Genomic DNA, 18,283 nt, shown 5'->3' with positions numbered 1-18,283 from the left:
GGGCGGTCCAGCAAGACCGCCCCTTTTTTCGATTGCCCTTGAGGTCACAACGATGGACGTTTTCCAAACCCTGCGCGTGTTCGTGGCTGTCGCCCAGAGTGGCAGCTTTACGGCAGCCGCCGAGTTGTTGGACAGCACCACGACCAACATTTCCAAAGCGATCTCCAGCCTGGAGGCCCGCCTGCAAACTCGCCTGATCAACCGCACAACCCGTCGCCTGGCGCTGACCGAAGCCGGTACGCGCTATTTGCAACGGTGCGAGAAGATTCTGCATGAGGTCCGTGAAGCCGATGAAGAAGCCGGGACCGCGCAGATTTTGCCCGCTGGCCGGCTGAAAATTCACTCCATGTCCGCCATCGGCAACCATTACGTGATCGATGCTATCGCCCGGTACAGAGAGACCCACCCCTCGGTCATGTTCGATTTGACGCTGGCCAACCGTCTCCCCGATTTGCTGGAGGATGGCTATGACATGTCGATTGTGTTGGCGCGGGATCTACCCGATTCAGGATTTGTCGCCCAGCGGCTCGGCATCACTTACAGCATTCTCTGCGCTTCGCCGGCGTATTTGAAAAAACGCGGGCATCCCGAGTCACCGAGTGCTCTGGGTTCACATGATTGCCTGAGGATTGTGAATACCATCATGCCGGCTGAAAGCTGGGCACTCGAAGGGCCGCAAGGCGTGGAGACGTTCAACCTTCCGGTCTCGCCCTTTCACATCAACACCGCCGACGCGATGACCGTTGCGATAGAAAGTGGAATGGGGATTGGCATTCAGCCGATTGCTTCTGCCGTCAACGGCCTGAAGGCCGGCACGTTAGTGCGTGTACTGCCGGAGTACAAATTCGAGGAGTACAACGTCTTCGCCATTTACCCGTCGCGAAAGTTCGTCGATGCCAAAATAAAAACCTGGGTGGACTTTCTCAAGGATTACCTGCCGGCTCTGTTGGACTCCGACAAACGCATAGCAGGTTCATAAACGATAAGTGCGGGTTTGGCAGGTATGGAGTGTCGACCCTCCATCATCCTCACGTGGCTCAACTGTCCGAACAGCCTGTGCCCATGACTTGGTACTGCATGACATGCCGTTGACCGTGGGAGTCTTCGTAGATCATCTGAGCCGGAACCGGGCCGCACTGACCGGGTATGTCCGTGATCGTGATGATTTTTTCGATGTCCAGTTTCATGCCGTACTTGTAGACCTCGACCGGTGCCTTGCTGGTCGCTTGGGTCGAAGGGCTCTCGCCGGCAAATGCCTGCCCGCCTAAACCGCCGAGGGCAAGTACAAGCGCAATTTTCAGGATTTTCATGATGTTCACCGTCTCGTTTAAGGCGTGCCTTGCGACCTCGGGTCGTAAAGTCCGCATTGAGTTTCAGAGTGTTCACCTCATGAGTGAGTTGAGACTCTTTGCTCATTCGGTAGAGACGATGCTAGGGGGTTACCCTCCGCCCAAACAGCCACCGACAGGACAAAGACTGTTGCCGGATCGGGTATGAATGCCGGGGTTCGAAACGTGCCTGACCGACACCAACGTGCAAATTCCTTCAGCGTATTCCTGTGTTGTTATCTATCGTTGAGGCTTGTCAAAACGCCAGATCCGTTTCTTGAGAGGGAGATCACGATGAAAACGACGTTGCTGAACATCAAATACCAGACGCGCCGCCGAACACTGTTGAGGCCCTCGATGCTGGCGTTGGCATTGCTGCCGTTCAGTGTTCTGGGCATCGGCAATGTTCACGCCGCGAACACGGAGCCCGTCAGCGCCACCTCGACGACGGCACAGCATTCGTTCGGGCCCCTGAAGCATGTCGACGCCGGCCTGTTGAATGTGGCATACGCCGAAGTCGGCCCGGCCGATGGGCCGGTGGTGATTCTGCTGCACGGCTGGCCCTACGACATTCACAGCTACACCGAGGTGGCGCCGTTGCTCGCCGCGAAGGGTTATCGGGTGCTGATCCCGTATGCGCGCGGTTACGGCGATACGCGCTTCCTGTCCGACAAGACGCTGCGTAATGGCCAACCCGCTGCGCTGGCCAGCGATGTTATCGCGTTCATGGACGCCCTCAAGATCAAGCGTGCGGTGCTCGGCGGGTATGACTGGGGCGCGCGCTCGGCAGACATTGTTGCGGCCACCTGGCCGGACCGGGTAAAGGCGCTGGTGTCCGTGAGCGGTTACCTGATCGGCAACCAGGCGGCGGGCAAGAATCCGTTACCACCCAAGGCCGAGTTGCAGTGGTGGTACCAGTTTTACTTCGCGACCGAGCGCGGCCAGGCTGGCTATGAAAAGAACCGGCACGACTTCGCCAGGTTGATCTGGGAGCTGGCGTCGCCGAAATGGGCGTTCGACGATGCCACGTTTGACCGGAGTGCAGCGGCGTTGAACAACCCCGATCATGTTGCGATCACGGTCTTCAACTACCGCTGGCGGCTGAACCTGATCCCGGGCGAAGCGCAATATGAAGCGCTGGAACAACAGCTGGCCAAGGCCCCGCCGATTTCCGTGCCGACCATTACGCTTGAAGGGGATGCCAACGGCGCACCGCATCCAGCGCCTGAGGATTATGCGAAGCGGTTCACCGGCAAATATGAGTTCCGGCTGATCAGTGGAGGTATTGGCCATAACCTGCCGCAGGAAGATCCGCAGGCTTTTGCCAAGGCCGTGGTTGATGCTGATCACCTTTAACGCCCTTCCTACCGGGAACTTGCCCCCTGTGGGAGCGAGCCTGCTCGCGATGGTCGTTAACGATAACGCGTACATGTTTGGCTAAATGCGGTGCTCTTGAGTCCATCGCGAGCAGGCTCGCTCCCACAGGGGGGCTAGTTTCCAGTAGGAGGGGCGGGTTTCAGGCCGTTATCCCAACACATCAATCAACTGCTCGCGCTGCGCCCCGGTCAGCATCAAACCGACACCCGCGCTGGCGTTCTCCGCCATGTAGCGCGGGTTGCCGGTGCCGGGGATGACGCAGGTGACCGCTGAATGGGTCAGTAAAAACTTGAGCACCAGCGGCGGCCAGCTCTTTACCCCCACGTGTGACGCCCATACCGGCAAGGGTTTGCCTTTCAGGCGTTCGAGCAACCCGCCACCGCCAAAGGGGCGATTGCAGATCACCGCCACACCTCGCTCGCGACACAGCGGCAAAATGCGCTTTTCGGCGGCGCGATCATCCAGCGCATAGTTGATCTGCAGGAAATCCAGCGCTTCGGCCTTGAGCACCGCTTCCACCTCGTCATACGCCGACGCGGCGTAATGGCTGATGCCGATGTAGCGAATGCGCCCTGCTTCCTTCCATTGGCGCAACGTGGGTAGATGGGTTTTCCAGTCCACCAGGTTGTGGATCTGCATCAGGTCGATACAGTCGGTCTGCAGCCGCTTGAAGGACTGCTCCATCTGCGCGATGCCTTCCTCGCGGCCACGGGTCCAGACCTTGGTCGCCAAAAAGGCCGGCGAGCGCGGTTGGTGGATCGACAACAACTCGCCGGTGGTCTGCTCGGCCCGACCGTACATCGGTGAACTGTCGATCAACGTCGCGCCCTTCTCGAACAGGGCGCTGAGCACCGCCGGCAGGTTCTTGTAGGTGGGATCGGCAGGCGCGACATCAAAACCGCGATAAGTGCCCAGCCCGACGACAGGCAACAGTTCAGCACTGGACGGAATGGCCCGGGTCAGCATGTTCTTGCCTCCTGAGTTCAAAGGGCGGCGGGCCCTGCTATCGATCTACTACACTCTGAAAGCGATCAGGCGATAGCCGTCTTCAGGTCCAGTACTGTCAATGTCGCTCCTTAAACGTAGTCGAATGTCACGAACCCTGATGTCTATCGTCGTAATCGTTGTCGCCGTGTACCTGGCGCTCTGCGTTGCGTTGTTCGTGTTTCAGCGCGCGCTCATCTATTTTCCGCAGCCTCGTGCGGTCGGGGCTGCCGACTCGTTGCTCACCCTGTCAGTCGGCGACGCACAGGTGCTGGTGTCGGTCCGACCGCACGACGGACCTGATGCCTTGATCTATTTCGGGGGCAATGCCGAGGACGTCTCTCGTAACCTGCCCGGGTTTTCCCAGGCATTTCCAAATCATGCTTTGTATTTGCTTCACTACCGGGGCTATGGCGGCAGTTCGGGCACGCCCTCCGAAGAGGCGATTGCCCGTGACGCCGTGGCCTTGTTTGATCAGGTCTACGCCACACACCCCAACATCGCGGTCGTTGGCCGCAGCCTCGGCTCGGGCGTAGCGGTCCGTCTCGCCAGCCAACGCCCCGCGGCGCGGCTGATACTGATCACGCCCTACAACAGCCTTGAAGAACTTGCCGCCCGCCAGTTCCGCATGTTCCCGGTGAAATGGTTGCTTCAAGACCGGTTCGAATCCTGGAAGTACGCCGCTCATATCAGCGTGCCGACGCTGCTGATCGCGGCGCAGAACGACGAAGTGATCCCGCGCGCCAGCACCGAACGGTTGTTCACACATTTCGCAAAGGGCGTGGCATCGCTGCGGGTCATCAGCGGCGTGGGGCACAACTCGATATCCGAGAATCCTGAGTACCTCAAGCTGCTGGGCTCAGGTTTGTAGAAGTCCACAGCCCGCCGTCACATACCTGTCATTCACCCCTGATAGCGTTCTCTCCCCTTTCCCAAGGCGACACTTCAGGTGCTCTCAAGCTCGACGCGCAAGCAAATCATCCTCAGGTCCGACGACATGCGCTGCGACGACTTCGGCGCATTGTTCTCGACTATGTTTGGCAACCGCTACGCCGATTCTGCGCCGCCCCCCGGCAACATCATCATCGGCGGCGTCTATGGCCGACACGAAGGCGTCAGTTTTCGCCGCATGCACTACCGAGGCGACTTCACCGTCGACTTTCCCGATCCTCAGGATGAAATCACCTTCGTCATCCCCACCGCCGGCACGATCATCTTCAACCACGCGACGGAATCGGTCGGTTTTGCCAACGTCGGCCTGGCCGTCGACAAGGCCGATATCCGCACCGTGCGCTTCCTCGATAATCATGCCCAACACGGAATTTCGATCCGGCGCGCGCTGCTCACTGAACGGCTGTCGACGCTGCTGGGCAAGCCGATTCTGGAAAAGCTGTACTTCGAGCCGGCGGTGGACCTGAGTGTCTCGGCCTTCCAGGGCATCCGGGCGCTGGTGGACCTGGCCACGGGAAACGAGTTCGACCTGCTCATCAACACGGGCTCGCTGATGCCGTGGCGCCTGCAGGAAATGCTGATTGATGCGGTGCTTGAAGCGTGGCCCCACAACTTCACCGACGCCCTGCGCCGCCCTGCCCCCCTCATCGCGCCGCGCCATGTGAAGCTGGCCGTCGAGTACATTCAGGAGCATCCGGACAATCTGGTCAGCGGCACCGACCTGGCCCGGTTGACCAATGTGAGCCTGCGCGCATTGCAGGAAGGTTTTCGGCGTTTTGTCGGCCTGTCGATCATTGCCTACCAGCGACAGGTTCGCCTGGAACGCGCCTACGACGCGCTGACCCGAGGCGCTTCGTCCTCCGTGACCGAGGTGGCGTTGCAATTCGGGTTCAGCAACGTCGGCCGGTTTTGCCAGTATTTCCAAAGCGCCTACGGCGTCAGTCCCGCAGACGTGAGAAAGGGCCAGCGAATGCGTAATGCAGTTCGCTCAAGCTGATTCTTAAAGCACGTCCCCATTGTGGCGAGGGAGCTTGCTCCCGCTGGACTGCGTAGCAGGCCCCTTCCTTTCAAGGATAAGGGGGGCCGCTTCGCGACCCAGCGGGAGCAAGCTCCCTCGCCACAGAGATTTTAAGCGAACAGCATTGCAGCGAATGCGGGCCTTTTTTATTGTTGACCTGAACGGCCCAGGCCGATGGCGCTTGATCAGAACAGATAGCTTGCCTTGAGGCCGCCACTGAAACCGTGGCTGTCGCCTCCACCACTGGCGCCCACTTCCGCGCCGACGCTCAATGCGCCCAGGTTGGCCATGAGATTGACGCCGCCGGTGAACTGGTCCCGGTTGTCGAAGGCCGCGCGCTGTTCAATATCCAGCCCCAGCAGGTGCCCCTGGCTGTCGACCTGGTGATCGCCCAGCACATGCTCGTAACCGACCTGTACACCCGGGACCAGTTGCCAGGCGCCAACGCCGATGGCTGCGAACGACGCGTTGAGGTTGGCCACGGCACTGCGACGGGTTTCCTGGATACCGTCGACGTCGAGGGCCAGTTCGCTGCCTTTCTCCTGGAAGCCCGACAAGTCCAGGTGACTGACGCGCACGCCGAGGCTCGGCTCGAGGATCATGCCGCTCACCGGCAGGCGGTAACCCAGCGCGAGGGTTGCCCCTGAAAGGTTGCCATGGCTGTCGCCCTTGGCCGTGCCGAGCCCGCCGCCGAGCTCGCGCTTGCTGTCATAGTCGAGCCAGCCGGCGCTGGCGTCGGCGTCGACAAACAGGCCCTGCTCCAGGCCGTCCGGTGCGAAACGCGCACCGACCGTGAAGAACGTCAGGTCGGTATCCGCCTCGCCACCGGCGCCGCCGACGGTGCCACGGCTGTAGCCAAAGCCGCCATGGGCGCTGAGCTGTTCGGAAAAACGCTGGGTCAGGCCGACCATCGTTCCCTGGCTATGCTCGTTGCTGCTGGCGGCGTGGGACGAACCGTCGGTGCCCAGATAGCCGGCCAATGCGGTGGTCCACAAACGATACTGACCGATCTTGAGGTCGGTGCCGCTGGCATAGGGCGCGGCTGCCTGATCGATCAACGCACTCTGGCGCAGCAGGTAGCTGGCGGCGTCGGCGTGCACCTGCCCGCCGACCGTCGACTCGACACCCCCGAGGTTGCCCGCGTCGATGGCTGATTGCAGGTAGTAGTTGTAGGCGCTGTAGGTGCCCGACAGTTTGCTGTTCTGCAGCTGTTGCAACAGTTGCGCGCCGGCGGCGGCGTTGCCGAGCAGGCCCGCCTGGCCAGGCAGGCTGTTGTAATCGACCATCTTGGCGCGCAGCACGTAGATCGTTTCCTGGGACAGCCCCAAACCTTGCTTGAGGTAGTTGTCCATGCTGCCGTATTGCGCGGTCACCTGGTCCAGGCCGGCTTGCAGGTAACTGGCGTCGACGCCGAGCAGCGGCGCGTAGACGGCCGCCATGCTTGGCGGCATCGCTGCCAGGGTCGCCGCCACGCGCGCGGCGGTGTAGTCGTTGGTTGCCAGGTAGTTGCTCATGATCGTCGCGCTGTCGACCCCGGCGATGCTCAGCAGAACGGCGGCGGTCCAGCCGGTGCGGTCCTTGCCGGCCGTGCAGTGGAACAGCGCGGCACCGTCGGCCCCGGCCAACTCGTTGAACAGCAGGCTGAACTGGCTCCGCATGCCGGCATTTCTGACGAAGTCGCGGTTGGTGTCCTGCATCATCGCGATGGCGCTGGCGGCGCTGGTGATCGAGATGTTGGTGATGTTCGCACCGGAAGTGCCGGCACCGATGATGTCGATATTGCTGTAGAGGGCCCCGTTGAGCAGCGTGTCCGGCGTGGCGGCGATCTCGCTGGGCGTGCGCAGGTCGTAGACGGCCGTGATGCCAAGGCTGTTCAGGGTCGCAAGGTCCGCCGCCGACGGGGTGATCGCATTGGAGCGGTAAAACACGCCGGCTCGCATGGTGCCGTCGTTGGCCGTGGAATAGACCGTGGTGGTGCCGGCAATATCGCGGAAGTTGTCAATGCTCGACAGGCGCGGGGTATTGAGGTCGGCGGCCTGGGCGGCCGCGATGGACAGGCTCAGAACGGAGAACGAAAACACAAGACGTTGAAACACGATGCAGCCTCACGAAATAAAGCGTTGGGCTGGCTACTATCGGTATGGAAATGGAGTGCAATGTTACAAGTTGTCTCCACATTGAAATGCGTGCGCGATTGGTCCGTGGGGTGCGTTTTTGGTCCGTTTTTGCAACGCTGGCACACTGTAGGAGCGAGCTCGCTCGCGATGGACTTAGGCACAACGCGCTTATTCAGGCGACACGCGTTAACGTTTACGTCCATCGCGAGCAAGCTCGCTCCTACAGGGATTCGGTTCAGTTGATGTTTGCTACCTGGCCACCCCCCGTATCCCAACCGCCACCCAACGCCTTGTAAATCGCAACGATGGCGCGGTACTGATCGGTCTCACCCAGCGCCTGGGCATCTTCGGCATTCAGTCGCTCACGTTGCGCATCCAGCAGCACCAGGTAGTCCACCGTACCCTCTTTGTACTGGATGGCGGCCAGATCGGCCGCTGCACGGCTCGACTCACTTTGCTTGATCAACGACAGCAGGCGTTGCTGGCGTTTGCCATAGTCGCTGAAGGCGTTTTCCGACTCTTCCAGGGCCAACAACACTTGCTGCTCGTAGGTGGCCAAGGCTCCTTCGGCACCGGCGTTTGCGCCACGGATTCGCGCCCGCACACTGCCCAGGTCAAACGCCGCCCAGGTAATGCTCGGACCCAGCCCCCATGCACGGGCGGCACTCGAACCAATCTGCGAACCGCGACCGGCGGTAAACCCAAGGAATCCGCTCAAGCTTACCCGGGGGAACAAATCCGCAGTGGCCACGCCCACTTCCGCCGTCGCGGCCGCCAACCGGCGTTCAGCGGCGAGCACATCCGGACGGCGGTGCAGCAACTCGCCGGGGTCACCAATCGGCAACGCCTTGGCGATGGCGGGCAAGTCTGCCGGCGCCAATGACACGCTCAGCTTATCCGGGCGCTCGCCCAGCAGCGTGGCGATCCGGTTTTTCTCGCGAACCTGCTCCGCTTGAAGTTGCGGCACCGTCGCCTCGACCGCAGCCAGCCGCGCATCGGCCCGCACCACGTCCAGCTCGTTGCCCACGCCGGCATCACGCAGGCTGACCGTCACACTGCGCGAATCGCTTTGATTCTTCAGGTTGGCGAGGGCAATTTTCTCCCGCAGTTGCGCACCGCGCAGTTGACCGTAGGCATCGACCAACTCGGCGATCATGGTGACGCGAAGCTGATACAGGTCCGCCGCAGCGGCGTCTTCCTGGGCGTCACTCGACTCCAGTTGACGCTGGATGCGACCAAACAGGTCGACCTCCCACGCCATGTCGAGCCCCAGGTCGTAGCGTTCGGTATTCACCCGGTGCTCGGTTTGACCCGGCACCTGGGACCGCCCCTGCTGACTGCTGACCCGGCTGGTGACCACCGGCAAGTTGTCATTGCTGACATCGTCGCGAATCGCCCGGGCCGCTTTCCAACGGGAAAACGCGACACGCAAATCCCGGTTGCCGTCCAGCGCCTTACCGACCAACTGATTGAGCGTGGGGTCATCGAACTGTTGCCACCACACCGTTTCAAAACGCGAACGATCATAGTTGCCCGATTGCGCCGACACGACATGGGCAGGCTCGGTGGCTGGGGTTTTGTAATCCGGCCCGACCGTGCACGCGGCCAGCGCGCTCACCAGAAGGCTGGGTAAAAAGAGCTTCAAAGCGTTCATGAGTGTGCCTCCGGGGTCAGTGCATTGGCTGGGTGAATCGCGGCGGTCTTGCGCGCCTGTTTACGTTCGATGTAGCGACGGATGAGAACGAAGAACACGGGGGTCAGCAGCAGCCCGAAGAACGTCACCCCGAGCATTCCGGAGAACACCGCAACACCCATGGCACGGCGCATTTCCGAGCCGGCGCCGGTGGACGTCACCAACGGGATCACGCCCATGATGAAAGCGAAGGACGTCATCAGGATCGGCCGCAGACGCATGCGGCACGCTTCCAGGACGGCATCCAGCGGGGACAGGCCCTGGTCCTGTTTGTCCTTGGCGAACTCGACAATCAGGATCGCGTTTTTGCACGCCAACCCGACCAATACGATCAAGCCGATCTGGGTGAAGATGTTGTTGTCGCCCTTGGAAATGATCACCCCGGCAATCGCCGACAGCAGCGTCATCGGCACGATCAGGATCACCGCCAGCGGCAGGCTCCAGCTCTCATAGAGCGCGGCCAATACCAGGAACGCCAACAGCACGCAGAGCGGGAACACCAACAGCGCGGTATTGCCGGACAAAATCTGCTGGAACGTCAGGTCGGTCCATTCGTAAGTCATGCCGTTGGGCAATTCCTCTTTCAGCAGCTGTTCAATGGCGGCCTCGGCCTGGCCGGAGCTATAGCCGGGGGCGGCGCTGCCGTTGATTTCTGCGGTGAGAAAACCGTTGTAGTGCGAGACCCGGTCTGGGCCTGACGTCGGGCTGACCTTGACGAACGTGGCCAGCGGAATCATCTCGCCGCGATCATTGCGCACCTTCAACTGGCCGATCTGCTCGGGCTCCTGGCGGAACTGCTGCTCGGCCTGCACGTTGACCTGGTAGGTCCGGCCAAAACGGTTGAAATCGTTGGCGTACAGCGAGCCCAGATAGACCTGCAAGGTGTCGAAGATGTCGTTGATCTTCACCCCGTGAACCTTGGCTTTTTCCCGGTCAATGGCGGCTTCGACCTGCGGTACGTTGACGGTGTAGCTGGTGAACAGATTGGCCAGCGCCGGATTGCTGCGGCTCTTGGCGATGACGTTCATCGTCTCCTTGTACAGCTCGTCATACCCCAGGTTGCCGCGGTCTTCGATCTGCAGGCGGAAGCCGCCGATGGTGCCCAGGCCTTGCACCGGTGGTGGCGGGAACACGGCGATGTAGGCGTCCTGAATGCTGCCGAACTTGGCATTAAGCGACGCGGAAATGGCACGGGCGGAAAGACTTGGGTCTTTGCGCTCATCGAAAGAACTCAAGCCGATGAACGCAATACCGGCGTTCGGGCTGTTGGTAAAACCGTTGATCGACAGGCCGGGGAACGCGACCGCGCTGTCGAAACCCGGCTCGTTCATGGCGATGGTGCTCATGCGCCGAATCACCGATTCCGTGCGATCAAGGCTCGCGGCATCCGGCAGTTGCGCGAAGGTCACCAGGTACTTTTTGTCCTGGGTCGGCACGAAGCCGGTCGGCGTGGTGCTGAAACCCATGTAGGTCATGGCGATCAGACCGGCGTACACCAGCAACGCCACGCTGCTGCCACGAATGACTTTGGCCACGGCCACCACATAGCCGTGGCTGGCCTTTTCGAAGACTCGGTTGAAGGGTTTGAACAGCCAACCGCCCAGCAGGCGGTCCAGCACTTTGGAGAATCGGTCTTTCGGTGCGCCGTGGGCCTTGAGCAACACCGCCGCCAACGCCGGCGACAAGGTCAGGGAGTTAAACGCCGAGATCACCGTGGAGATGGCAATGGTCAAGGCGAACTGTTTATAGAACTGACCCGTCAGGCCCGAGATGAATGCGGCCGGCACGAACACCGCGCACAGCACCAGCGCCGTGGCGATGATCGGTCCGGTCACTTCGCCCATGGCTTTCTTGGTCGCTTCGACCGGTTCCAGTCCGGATTCGATGTTTCGCTCGACGTTCTCGACCACCACGATCGCATCGTCGACCACGATCCCGATGGCCAGCACCAGACCGAACAGCGACAGCGCGTTGAGCGAGAAACCGAGCAGGTGCATCACGGCAAACGTACCGATCAGCGACACCGGCACGGCCACCAGCGGAATGATCGAGGCGCGCCAGGTTTGCAGGAACAGAATCACCACCAGCACCACCAGGATCAGTGCTTCAAACAGCGTGTGCACCACCGCTTCAATCGAGCTGCGCACGAAAATCGTCGGGTCGTAGACGATCTCGTAGTCCATGCCTTCCGGGAAACTCTTCTTCAGCTCGGCCATCTTCGCCCGAACCTGGTTGGAGATGTCGATGGCATTGGAACCGGGGCGCTGGAAGATCGGCATCGCCACCGCTTCCTGGTTATTGAGCAAGGCGCGCAAGGCGTATTGATTCGAGCCCAGTTCGATGCGGGCAATGTCCTTCAAACGCGTGATTTCGCCGTTCGGGCCACTGCGCACGATCACGTTTTCAAACTCTTCTTCGCTGACCAGACGCCCTTGGGAGTTGATCGACATCTGAAAGCTCGTGGCATTCGGCGCCGGGGGCGAACCCAGTTGCCCAGCAGCGACTTGACGGTTCTGTTCGCGCACCGCGGTGACCACGTCCGTTGCGGTGAGATTGCGCGAGGCGGTTTTGTCCGGATCGAGCCAGATGCGCAGCGAGTAATCACCGATACCAAACATCTTCACATCGCCGATGCCGTCCAGGCGCGCCAGTTCATCCTTGACGTTGAGGATCGCGTAGTTGGACAGGTAGAGCATGTCGTAGCGTTTGTCGGGAGAGACCAAATGCACCAGCAACGTCAGCTCGGGCGATGCCTTGTCGACGGTGATGCCGATGCGCGTCACTTCCTCGGGCAGCTTCGGTTCGGTGCGGGTCACGCGGTTCTGGACCTGGACCTGGGCGTTGTCCAGGTCGGTGCCCAACGCGAACGTCACCGTGAGGGTGAGTCGGCCGTCGGCCGTGGATTGCGAGGACATGTACAGCATGTTCTCGACGCCGGTGATGGCCTGCTCCAAAGGGGCCGCCACGGTTTCGCCGATGACTTTCGGGTTGGCGCCCGGGTAGTTGGCGTGGACGACGACGGTCGGCGGAACCACTTCGGGGTATTCGCTGATCGGCAACTGGAACAGCGAGATGGCGCCGGCGATCAGAATCAGCAGCGACAGCACCGCGGCGAAGATCGGCCGGGTGATAAAGAACTGGGAGAACTTCATGTCAAGGCTCCTTTATCCGCGCGGCGCAATGGTCGAACCCGCTTTCACCAGGGCTGGCGACGGGACGACGGGTGGGTTGCTGGCTTCGATGGCCTGACGCTGTTGAGCCAACGTGGAGACCACTTCCGGACTGGCCATCGGCGCGTCTTCAGGACTGATCACCGCGCCGGGGCGTACACGCTGCAGACCGTTGATGACGATGCGGTCTTCTTTCTGCAAACCACTGCGCACGATGCGCAGGCCTTCGAGTTTCGGCCCCAACTCCACGCTGCGATAAACGGCTTTGTTGTCCTGGTCGACCACGAGCACGAATTTCTTGCCGAGGTCGGTTCCCACCGCCTCATCCTTGATCAGCAGCCCCGGGTAAGCTGCACTGCCCACCAGCTTCAACCGGGCATACAGGCCGGGCGTGTATTGACCGTCTGCGTTGTCGAAGACTGCACGGCCACGGATGGTGCCGGTTTTCGGGTTGACCTGGTTGTCGACGAAGTCCATCTGCCCCAGGTGGCTGTTGTCCTCCTCGTTCGACAGGCCCATGTACACCGGGGTGGATTGACTGCGCTGCCCTTGCCGGGACAGTTGGCCGTACTTGAGGAACATGCGTTCGTCGGCATCAAAATAGGCGTACACCTTGTCGGTGGACACCACGCTGGTCAGCGGCGTGGTGTCGGCGGTGACGATATTGCCGGCGGTAATTTCCGCACGGCTGACACGGCCGCTGATGGGCGCCGTGACGCGGGTGAAGCTGAGGTTCAAGCGCGCCAGGTCCAGCTGCGCCTGAATGGCATCGACACCGGCCCGGGCTTCCTGGGCGGTGGTGGTTCGGGTGTCCGCCAGTTCGGCGGAGATCGCGTTGCTGCTCAGCAATCGCTGACCGCGCTGCGCTTCGTTACCGGTGCGGTTCAGCGTGGCGCGTGCTTGTTGCAGCTGCGCTTCGATGCGATGCACTTCGTGTTCGAACGGACGCGGGTCAATCTGGAACAGCAGATCGCCTTTCTTCACCAACGCACCATCGGTAAACACCACCCGATCAATCTGCCCCGACACACGGGGGCGAACCTCTACGGTCTCTGGCGCTTCAAGCCGGGCGGTGACCTGATCCCATTCAGTGATGGGCTGCTCGAGGACCTTCGCCACGGTGACGTGTGGCGCGCCCGGCGCCTGGGCGGCATCCGGCGCACGATCACACGCCGTGAGGACTGCAAGCGCCAATGCGGCGAGTGGATAACGCAAAGGTTTGAGTGACTGTTCCATGGGGGGTGTCCGCCAGACGGTTAGGGATTGGAGGATTCTCGACGTCGCGCGAGGCAGCGACGAATCGAACGGAGTGAACTTGGCTATCATCAATAATGATAGCCATCATGTTTAAGGCCAAAAAAAGGGAATTGCCCTGCTCAAGCCTTTGTATTCGTAATCGCGGTACAGACAGAATCCAGCGCCGGCCCAAGCGTCTGTGCTGCACGCAAGGCACGGGCTGTCGGCTGCATTTTCCGGCCGATGCGCTCAAACAGAGGGTCGTTGAACAGGGCGCGCAAACGAACCAGTGCCGCGCTGACAGCGGGTTGGCCCAGGCACAGTTTTTCGGCGGCCCGGGTGACGTTGCGCTCCTGGATGAGGGCTTCGAACACGACCAGCAGATTCAAGTCGATACTGCGCAGATCATTGCGTTTCATCAGTCAGGTCCACCAGGATGTTGTTGACTTGAGCCACAGGCTCGCCAGCGAAAATTCGATTGCGACAACTTTATATGACACATATCATCAATACTAGTCTCCGCTCAAATCTTGCGATGCGCGGACAATCTCGACTCAGGAGCCGTTCATGAAAGTCACGAAGGACCAAGCCGCGGCGAACAAAGAGGCAATCCTCACCGCCGCGTCCCGGCTGTATCGGGAAAAAGGCATCGATGGCATCGGCATCGGCGAGCTGTCACGTTCGGTCGGCCTGACCCATGGCGGCTTTTACGGGCAGTTCCCCGGTGGCAAGGAACAGCTGGCGTCGGAAGCCGTCAGCAGGACCTTCGAGTCCAACCTCCTTGATTGGAGTTCGGCCAAATCCATCCCCGAACTGGTCGAGGGCTACCTGACCCAGGCGCACATCGACAACTGGACCGAAGGCTGTCCGATTCCGGCACTCGGTGCTGATGTTGCTCGCACAGGCGGGACTGTCAGCAGCGCGTTCACCAAAGGTGTGGAGCGCTTGATCGATACGCTGATGGCGCTGGTGGAGGCGCCGACGCATGAAGAGAAATACCAGGAATCGTTGAGAATCCTCTCGTCGATTGCCGGCGCGATGCTGATTGCCAGGGCCATGGATAACCCAGAATTGTCGAAGCAATTCCTGCAATCGGTGATCAACGCCTGGTCTAGCGCCCCTGCAGAAGAAGAGCCGGGTGTGCAGCATCAATCAGAGGATGAAACCGAGCCCCGCTAAAGCCATTCACGACCGTTAGTCCGCGACTTCGTCTATCGCCCATTAAAAACATATTTATATGCTTAAATTGATATTGTCGAACAATCCCACCACAAGAGGGTGCCGTCATGAATATCAAAGTATTGGCTTTAACACTGCTGGCCTTCTGCGCCCAACCCGCCTGGAGCCAAACTCCCCCCGCCTCGCCACCGGCCGCCGAAAGCGCTGCGCTGACCACGCGCCTGGCGTTGCGTGACCTGTGGGTCGAGCACATTTTCTGGATCAGGAATTACGCCATCGCCAACCAGGCCGGCGACAAACCGCAAGCCAAGGTCGCCGCTGACCAGGTAGTCGACAACGCCACCAAAATCGCCAACAGCATCGCCCCGCTCTATGGCCAACCCGCTGCCGATCAACTGCTCAAGCTGCTTGCCGGTCATTGGGGCGCGGTGAAACACTACAGCGACGCCACGGTCGCCAAGGACGCGAAAGGCAAGCAGGCCGCCGTCACCGACTTGACCAGCAATGCCAAGGCGATTGCCGCCTTCCTGGCCAAAGCCAACCCCAATCTGCCTGAGGCTACGTTGGTGACGATGCTCGCAGCCCACGGCGGCCATCACATTGCCCAGGTCGATCAACTGGCCGCACACGACTATGCAGGCGAGGCCGGCACCTGGCACATGATGCGCACACACATTTTGTCCCTGGCCGACGCGCTGACGGCCGCACTGGTCAAGCAGTTCCCGGATAAATTCTGATACCGCGCGAGGGCACACCATGCTGGAAGGACTGGGCCGGACACAGCAGGACTTGCTCAATGCGCTGCTGTACCACGCGAGTGGCATGAGCATTGACGAGTTGGCTGAGCATTTGTCGGTGACACGCACGGCGGTTCGCCAACACCTGGCGTCCCTGGAGCGTGACGGTCTGGTGCTGCGTGGCGAAACCCGCCCGACAGGCCGACGCCCGGAGCAGTTGTACCAGCTCACCGATCACGCCAAGGAGCAGTTCCCGCGCCAGTATCAAATGCTCGCCAGTGTGTTGATCGAAGAAGTGGCCGACATCATCGGCCCCGAAGCCCTGGCCTCGTTGATGCGCAGCATGGGCCGCAAACTGGCCCTGGACCGTGAGCATCAGGTCGTGGACGAAGCCAGGATCGTGCAGCACATGAACCAGGCGGGCTACGAAGCAGAAGTCTTCTTTCGTGCGTCCGACGACAAGGAAATCGTCGCGCACAACTGTGTCTTTCACCGCCTGGCTGCGGCGCATCCGGTGGTCTGCGAACTCGACCTGGCGCTGATCGGTACGTTGGGCGGTGGTGAGGTCGAGCACAACGAATGCATGGTTCGGGGTGGGGATGTGTGTCGGTTCAAAATTCGGCCGAATGCGAATGAGCAAACCGCAAAGGATGATTGATGTACGCGTCAGGGTAAAAATTCCTGCTTCATCTGCGCAATGCTGTTCAGTTAAGGATTCTGTAGGAGCGAGCTTGCTCGCGATGCGTTTAGTCAGTAATCACGCGGCATCGTTTACGACCATCGCGAGCAAGCTCGCTCCTACAGTGGGCCAGGGGAATTTCATTTTGTTTCTGCCCACTCATAAAGGCCGCCGAACCGCCCTCACCTTCCCACTCCCGCCTCCACCACAGAAAAACCGATCCTCACCATCAAATTCAAGTCCAGACACCCCGACACCCGCCGGCAATTTCACACTCTCCAGCACCTCGCCGGTGTTCGAGTCGATCCGCCGCAACTCGCTTTCATCCCCCTCCCACGTACCATGCCACAGCGCGCCTTCGACCCAGGTCACGCCGGTGACAAAGCGGTTCGATTCAAGGGTCCGAAGGATGGCCCCGGTCTCGGGATCGATCTGATGGATCTTCCGGTCGCGGTACTCGCCGACCCATAAGGTGCCTTCGGCCCAGGTCAGCCCTGAATCGTTGCCGCCACCGGGGGCCGGGATGGTGTGAAGTACGCGGCCGGTTTGCGGGTCGATCTTGTGGATGCGATCCTCGGCGATCTGAAACAAATGCTCGCCGTCGAAGGCGGTGCCGGCATGGGCAGCGACATCGATCGAGCGCAGGGTCTTGCCGCTGTCGGGGTCCAGGGCGTTGAGTTTTTCGCCGCTGGCGAACCAGACACGCTCGCCGTCCCAGGTGACGCCATGCACGGCGTCGACGCCTTCAAACGGGCCGTATTCACGCAGGATGTTGGCGGTTGAATGTTTCATGTGGGTGTCCTCGTCACGGGGTGTGTGAGGTTTATCCTAGTCACCGGCGAAGGGAACCGGGAGTAACAAGGTCGTCGCGAAACCCGGCACCGGCGGGGTCATCCAGCGACGCGCCCGCCCGCGACCGAACGCCTGCACCTTGCCGCTGGCACCCAGTTCTTCGAGCACCCGTTGCACCGTGCGCTGACTGGTGCCGAGGGCCAGCGCCAGGGCTGAGCTCGACCACGATTCCCCGTCGGCGAGAAACGCAAACACCGCTGCGTGTTTTTCCTCCACGGGACGCGCCAGCACCACGACGTCGGGCGCCACCAGCGAGACCAGCGCAAACCCGCGCGCAGTGGCCGTTACCGTGGCCAAGGGTTTGAGCGCCAAACGCAACCGTCCGATTTCAACGCGCAACCGCGCGCGGTGGGATTCGTCGGTGAGCTTCAAGCGAAAGGCCTGGGCGATCAGCGCTCCCCTCGGCACATCTGCCGGCCAGGCCTCGGCCAGCGCCCGTGCAAGGGTGAACAACACCGGGCGCGTGGCGAGGGAGATCGACATGCCGACACCCCGCACGACGTATCGGCAGGCGTCCACCACCAGCGAAGCAGACCCGAGCAAGGCCTCCACTTCCTCCAGCAACAGCGGTCGCGCTTGACCCTGAGCAATCAGGCGAGCAGCAGGTGTTTCAAGAATCAGCGCTGCACTTTGTATTTCAGCGGTCAGCGCAGGAATGCCGGCAACGCGGGCGGCGGCCTCGGCCCGGGTGATTGCCGACCGCGCCCTTTGCGTCTCCAGCCGGCGCATGGCGATCCCCGCGACGAGCAGCTCGTGAGCCGCGCGCAAGGCCGGTGGCAGCGGCTCAGGGTCCAGTTCGGCGAGCAGCCCCTCGGCCTCATCGAGACGCCCGATCAACAGCAGTCGGCGCAATTCCAGATACCGTGCATGCGCCGCGTTGGCCCGATCCCCATGGGCCTCAAGCGTTTTGCGCGCCGCCTCGAGCGCCTTCACCGGCCAGCCAAGCTCCCGCGCCGCCAGCG

General features: G+C 61.2%; 16 protein-coding genes. 7 read left to right on the top strand and 9 right to left on the bottom strand.

Annotated elements, in window-relative coordinates; genetic code table 11:
• Positions 1 to 52: 52 nt before the first annotated feature.
• On the top strand, positions 53 to 979 hold the full coding sequence (locus tag EJA72_RS28050; RefSeq protein ID WP_157715118.1) for a LysR family transcriptional regulator: 927 nt from the start codon (positions 53 to 55) through the stop codon (positions 977 to 979).
• A 58-nt stretch (positions 980 to 1,037) separates the two neighbouring features.
• Here the strand turns inward: EJA72_RS28050 and EJA72_RS28045 are convergent, their stop codons facing one another.
• Entirely contained in the window at positions 1,038 to 1,310 is a 273-nt protein-coding gene (locus tag EJA72_RS28045) for a DUF2790 domain-containing protein (protein ID WP_157715117.1), read from the bottom strand.
• Between the two features lie 312 nt (positions 1,311 to 1,622).
• Here EJA72_RS28045 and EJA72_RS28040 point away from each other — a divergent pair, with 312 nt between their 5' ends.
• On the top strand, positions 1,623 to 2,684 hold the full coding sequence (locus EJA72_RS28040; RefSeq protein WP_157715116.1) for an alpha/beta fold hydrolase: 1,062 nt from the start codon (positions 1,623 to 1,625) through the stop codon (positions 2,682 to 2,684).
• 168 nt (positions 2,685 to 2,852) lie between these two features.
• Here EJA72_RS28040 and EJA72_RS28035 read toward each other — a convergent pair whose 3' ends face one another.
• Positions 2,853 to 3,671 carry an aldo/keto reductase gene (locus EJA72_RS28035; RefSeq protein ID WP_157715115.1) on the bottom strand — a complete coding sequence of 273 codons (819 nt, stop codon included), beginning with the start codon at positions 3,669 to 3,671 and terminating at the stop codon, positions 2,853 to 2,855.
• A 100-nt stretch (positions 3,672 to 3,771) separates the two neighbouring features.
• Between EJA72_RS28035 and EJA72_RS28030 the strand changes: the two genes are divergently transcribed.
• The gene (locus EJA72_RS28030; protein ID WP_157715114.1) at positions 3,772 to 4,560 is read left to right on the top strand and encodes an alpha/beta hydrolase; all 789 of its coding nucleotides are present in this window, start codon (positions 3,772 to 3,774) and stop codon (positions 4,558 to 4,560) included.
• A gap of 126 nt (positions 4,561 to 4,686) precedes the next feature.
• Positions 4,687 to 5,637: an AraC family transcriptional regulator gene (locus EJA72_RS28025; protein ID WP_157715113.1), complete on the top strand. Its 951-nt coding sequence runs from the start codon at positions 4,687 to 4,689 to the stop codon at positions 5,635 to 5,637.
• 206 nt (positions 5,638 to 5,843) lie between these two features.
• Here EJA72_RS28025 and EJA72_RS28020 read toward each other — a convergent pair whose 3' ends face one another.
• The 5 genes from EJA72_RS28020 to EJA72_RS28000 form a co-directional block, all read right to left on the bottom strand.
• Entirely contained in the window at positions 5,844 to 7,754 is a 1,911-nt protein-coding gene (locus EJA72_RS28020; RefSeq protein WP_178129617.1) for a tyrosine-protein phosphatase, read from the bottom strand.
• A 256-nt stretch (positions 7,755 to 8,010) separates the two neighbouring features.
• On the bottom strand, positions 8,011 to 9,429 hold the full coding sequence (locus EJA72_RS28015; protein WP_157715112.1) for an efflux transporter outer membrane subunit: 1,419 nt from the start codon (positions 9,427 to 9,429) through the stop codon (positions 8,011 to 8,013).
• On the bottom strand, positions 9,426 to 12,620 hold the full coding sequence (locus tag EJA72_RS28010; RefSeq protein WP_157715111.1) for an efflux RND transporter permease subunit: 3,195 nt from the start codon (positions 12,618 to 12,620) through the stop codon (positions 9,426 to 9,428). The genes EJA72_RS28015 and EJA72_RS28010 overlap by 4 nt, the downstream gene beginning before the upstream one ends.
• 12 nt (positions 12,621 to 12,632) lie before the next feature.
• Positions 12,633 to 13,874, bottom strand: a complete 1,242-nt coding sequence (gene mexE / locus EJA72_RS28005) for a multidrug efflux RND transporter periplasmic adaptor subunit MexE (RefSeq protein ID WP_157715110.1) — start codon at positions 13,872 to 13,874, stop codon at positions 12,633 to 12,635.
• 140 nt (positions 13,875 to 14,014) lie between these two features.
• Positions 14,015 to 14,293, bottom strand: coding sequence for a LysR family transcriptional regulator (locus EJA72_RS28000; protein ID WP_157715109.1), 279 nt, complete (start codon positions 14,291 to 14,293; stop codon positions 14,015 to 14,017).
• Between the two features lie 148 nt (positions 14,294 to 14,441).
• Here EJA72_RS28000 and EJA72_RS27995 point away from each other — a divergent pair, with 148 nt between their 5' ends.
• The 3 genes from EJA72_RS27995 (at position 14,442) to EJA72_RS27985 (ending at position 16,448) form a co-directional block, all read left to right on the top strand.
• Positions 14,442 to 15,053, top strand: a complete 612-nt coding sequence (locus EJA72_RS27995) for a TetR/AcrR family transcriptional regulator (RefSeq protein WP_157715108.1) — start codon at positions 14,442 to 14,444, stop codon at positions 15,051 to 15,053.
• Positions 15,054 to 15,160: 107 nt separating this feature from the next.
• On the top strand, positions 15,161 to 15,790 hold the full coding sequence (locus tag EJA72_RS27990) for a hypothetical protein (RefSeq protein WP_157715107.1): 630 nt from the start codon (positions 15,161 to 15,163) through the stop codon (positions 15,788 to 15,790).
• A 19-nt stretch (positions 15,791 to 15,809) separates the two neighbouring features.
• Positions 15,810 to 16,448: a metalloregulator ArsR/SmtB family transcription factor gene (locus EJA72_RS27985; protein ID WP_157715106.1), complete on the top strand. Its 639-nt coding sequence runs from the start codon at positions 15,810 to 15,812 to the stop codon at positions 16,446 to 16,448.
• A gap of 180 nt (positions 16,449 to 16,628) precedes the next feature.
• Here the strand turns inward: EJA72_RS27985 and EJA72_RS27980 are convergent, their stop codons facing one another.
• Together EJA72_RS27980 and EJA72_RS27975 are read right to left on the bottom strand one after the other, a co-directional pair.
• Positions 16,629 to 17,261, bottom strand: a complete 633-nt coding sequence (locus EJA72_RS27980; protein WP_157715105.1) for a PQQ-binding-like beta-propeller repeat protein — start codon at positions 17,259 to 17,261, stop codon at positions 16,629 to 16,631.
• Positions 17,262 to 17,297: 36 nt separating this feature from the next.
• Positions 17,298 to 18,283: helix-turn-helix domain-containing protein (locus EJA72_RS27975; protein ID WP_157715104.1), on the bottom strand; the 986-nt coding region annotated here is incomplete at its 5' end.

This window comes from Pseudomonas sp. PB120, assembly GCF_009761815.1.
GTDB lineage: Bacteria > Pseudomonadota > Gammaproteobacteria > Pseudomonadales > Pseudomonadaceae > Aquipseudomonas.
This window is presented reverse-complemented; position numbering and strand designations above follow the sequence as displayed.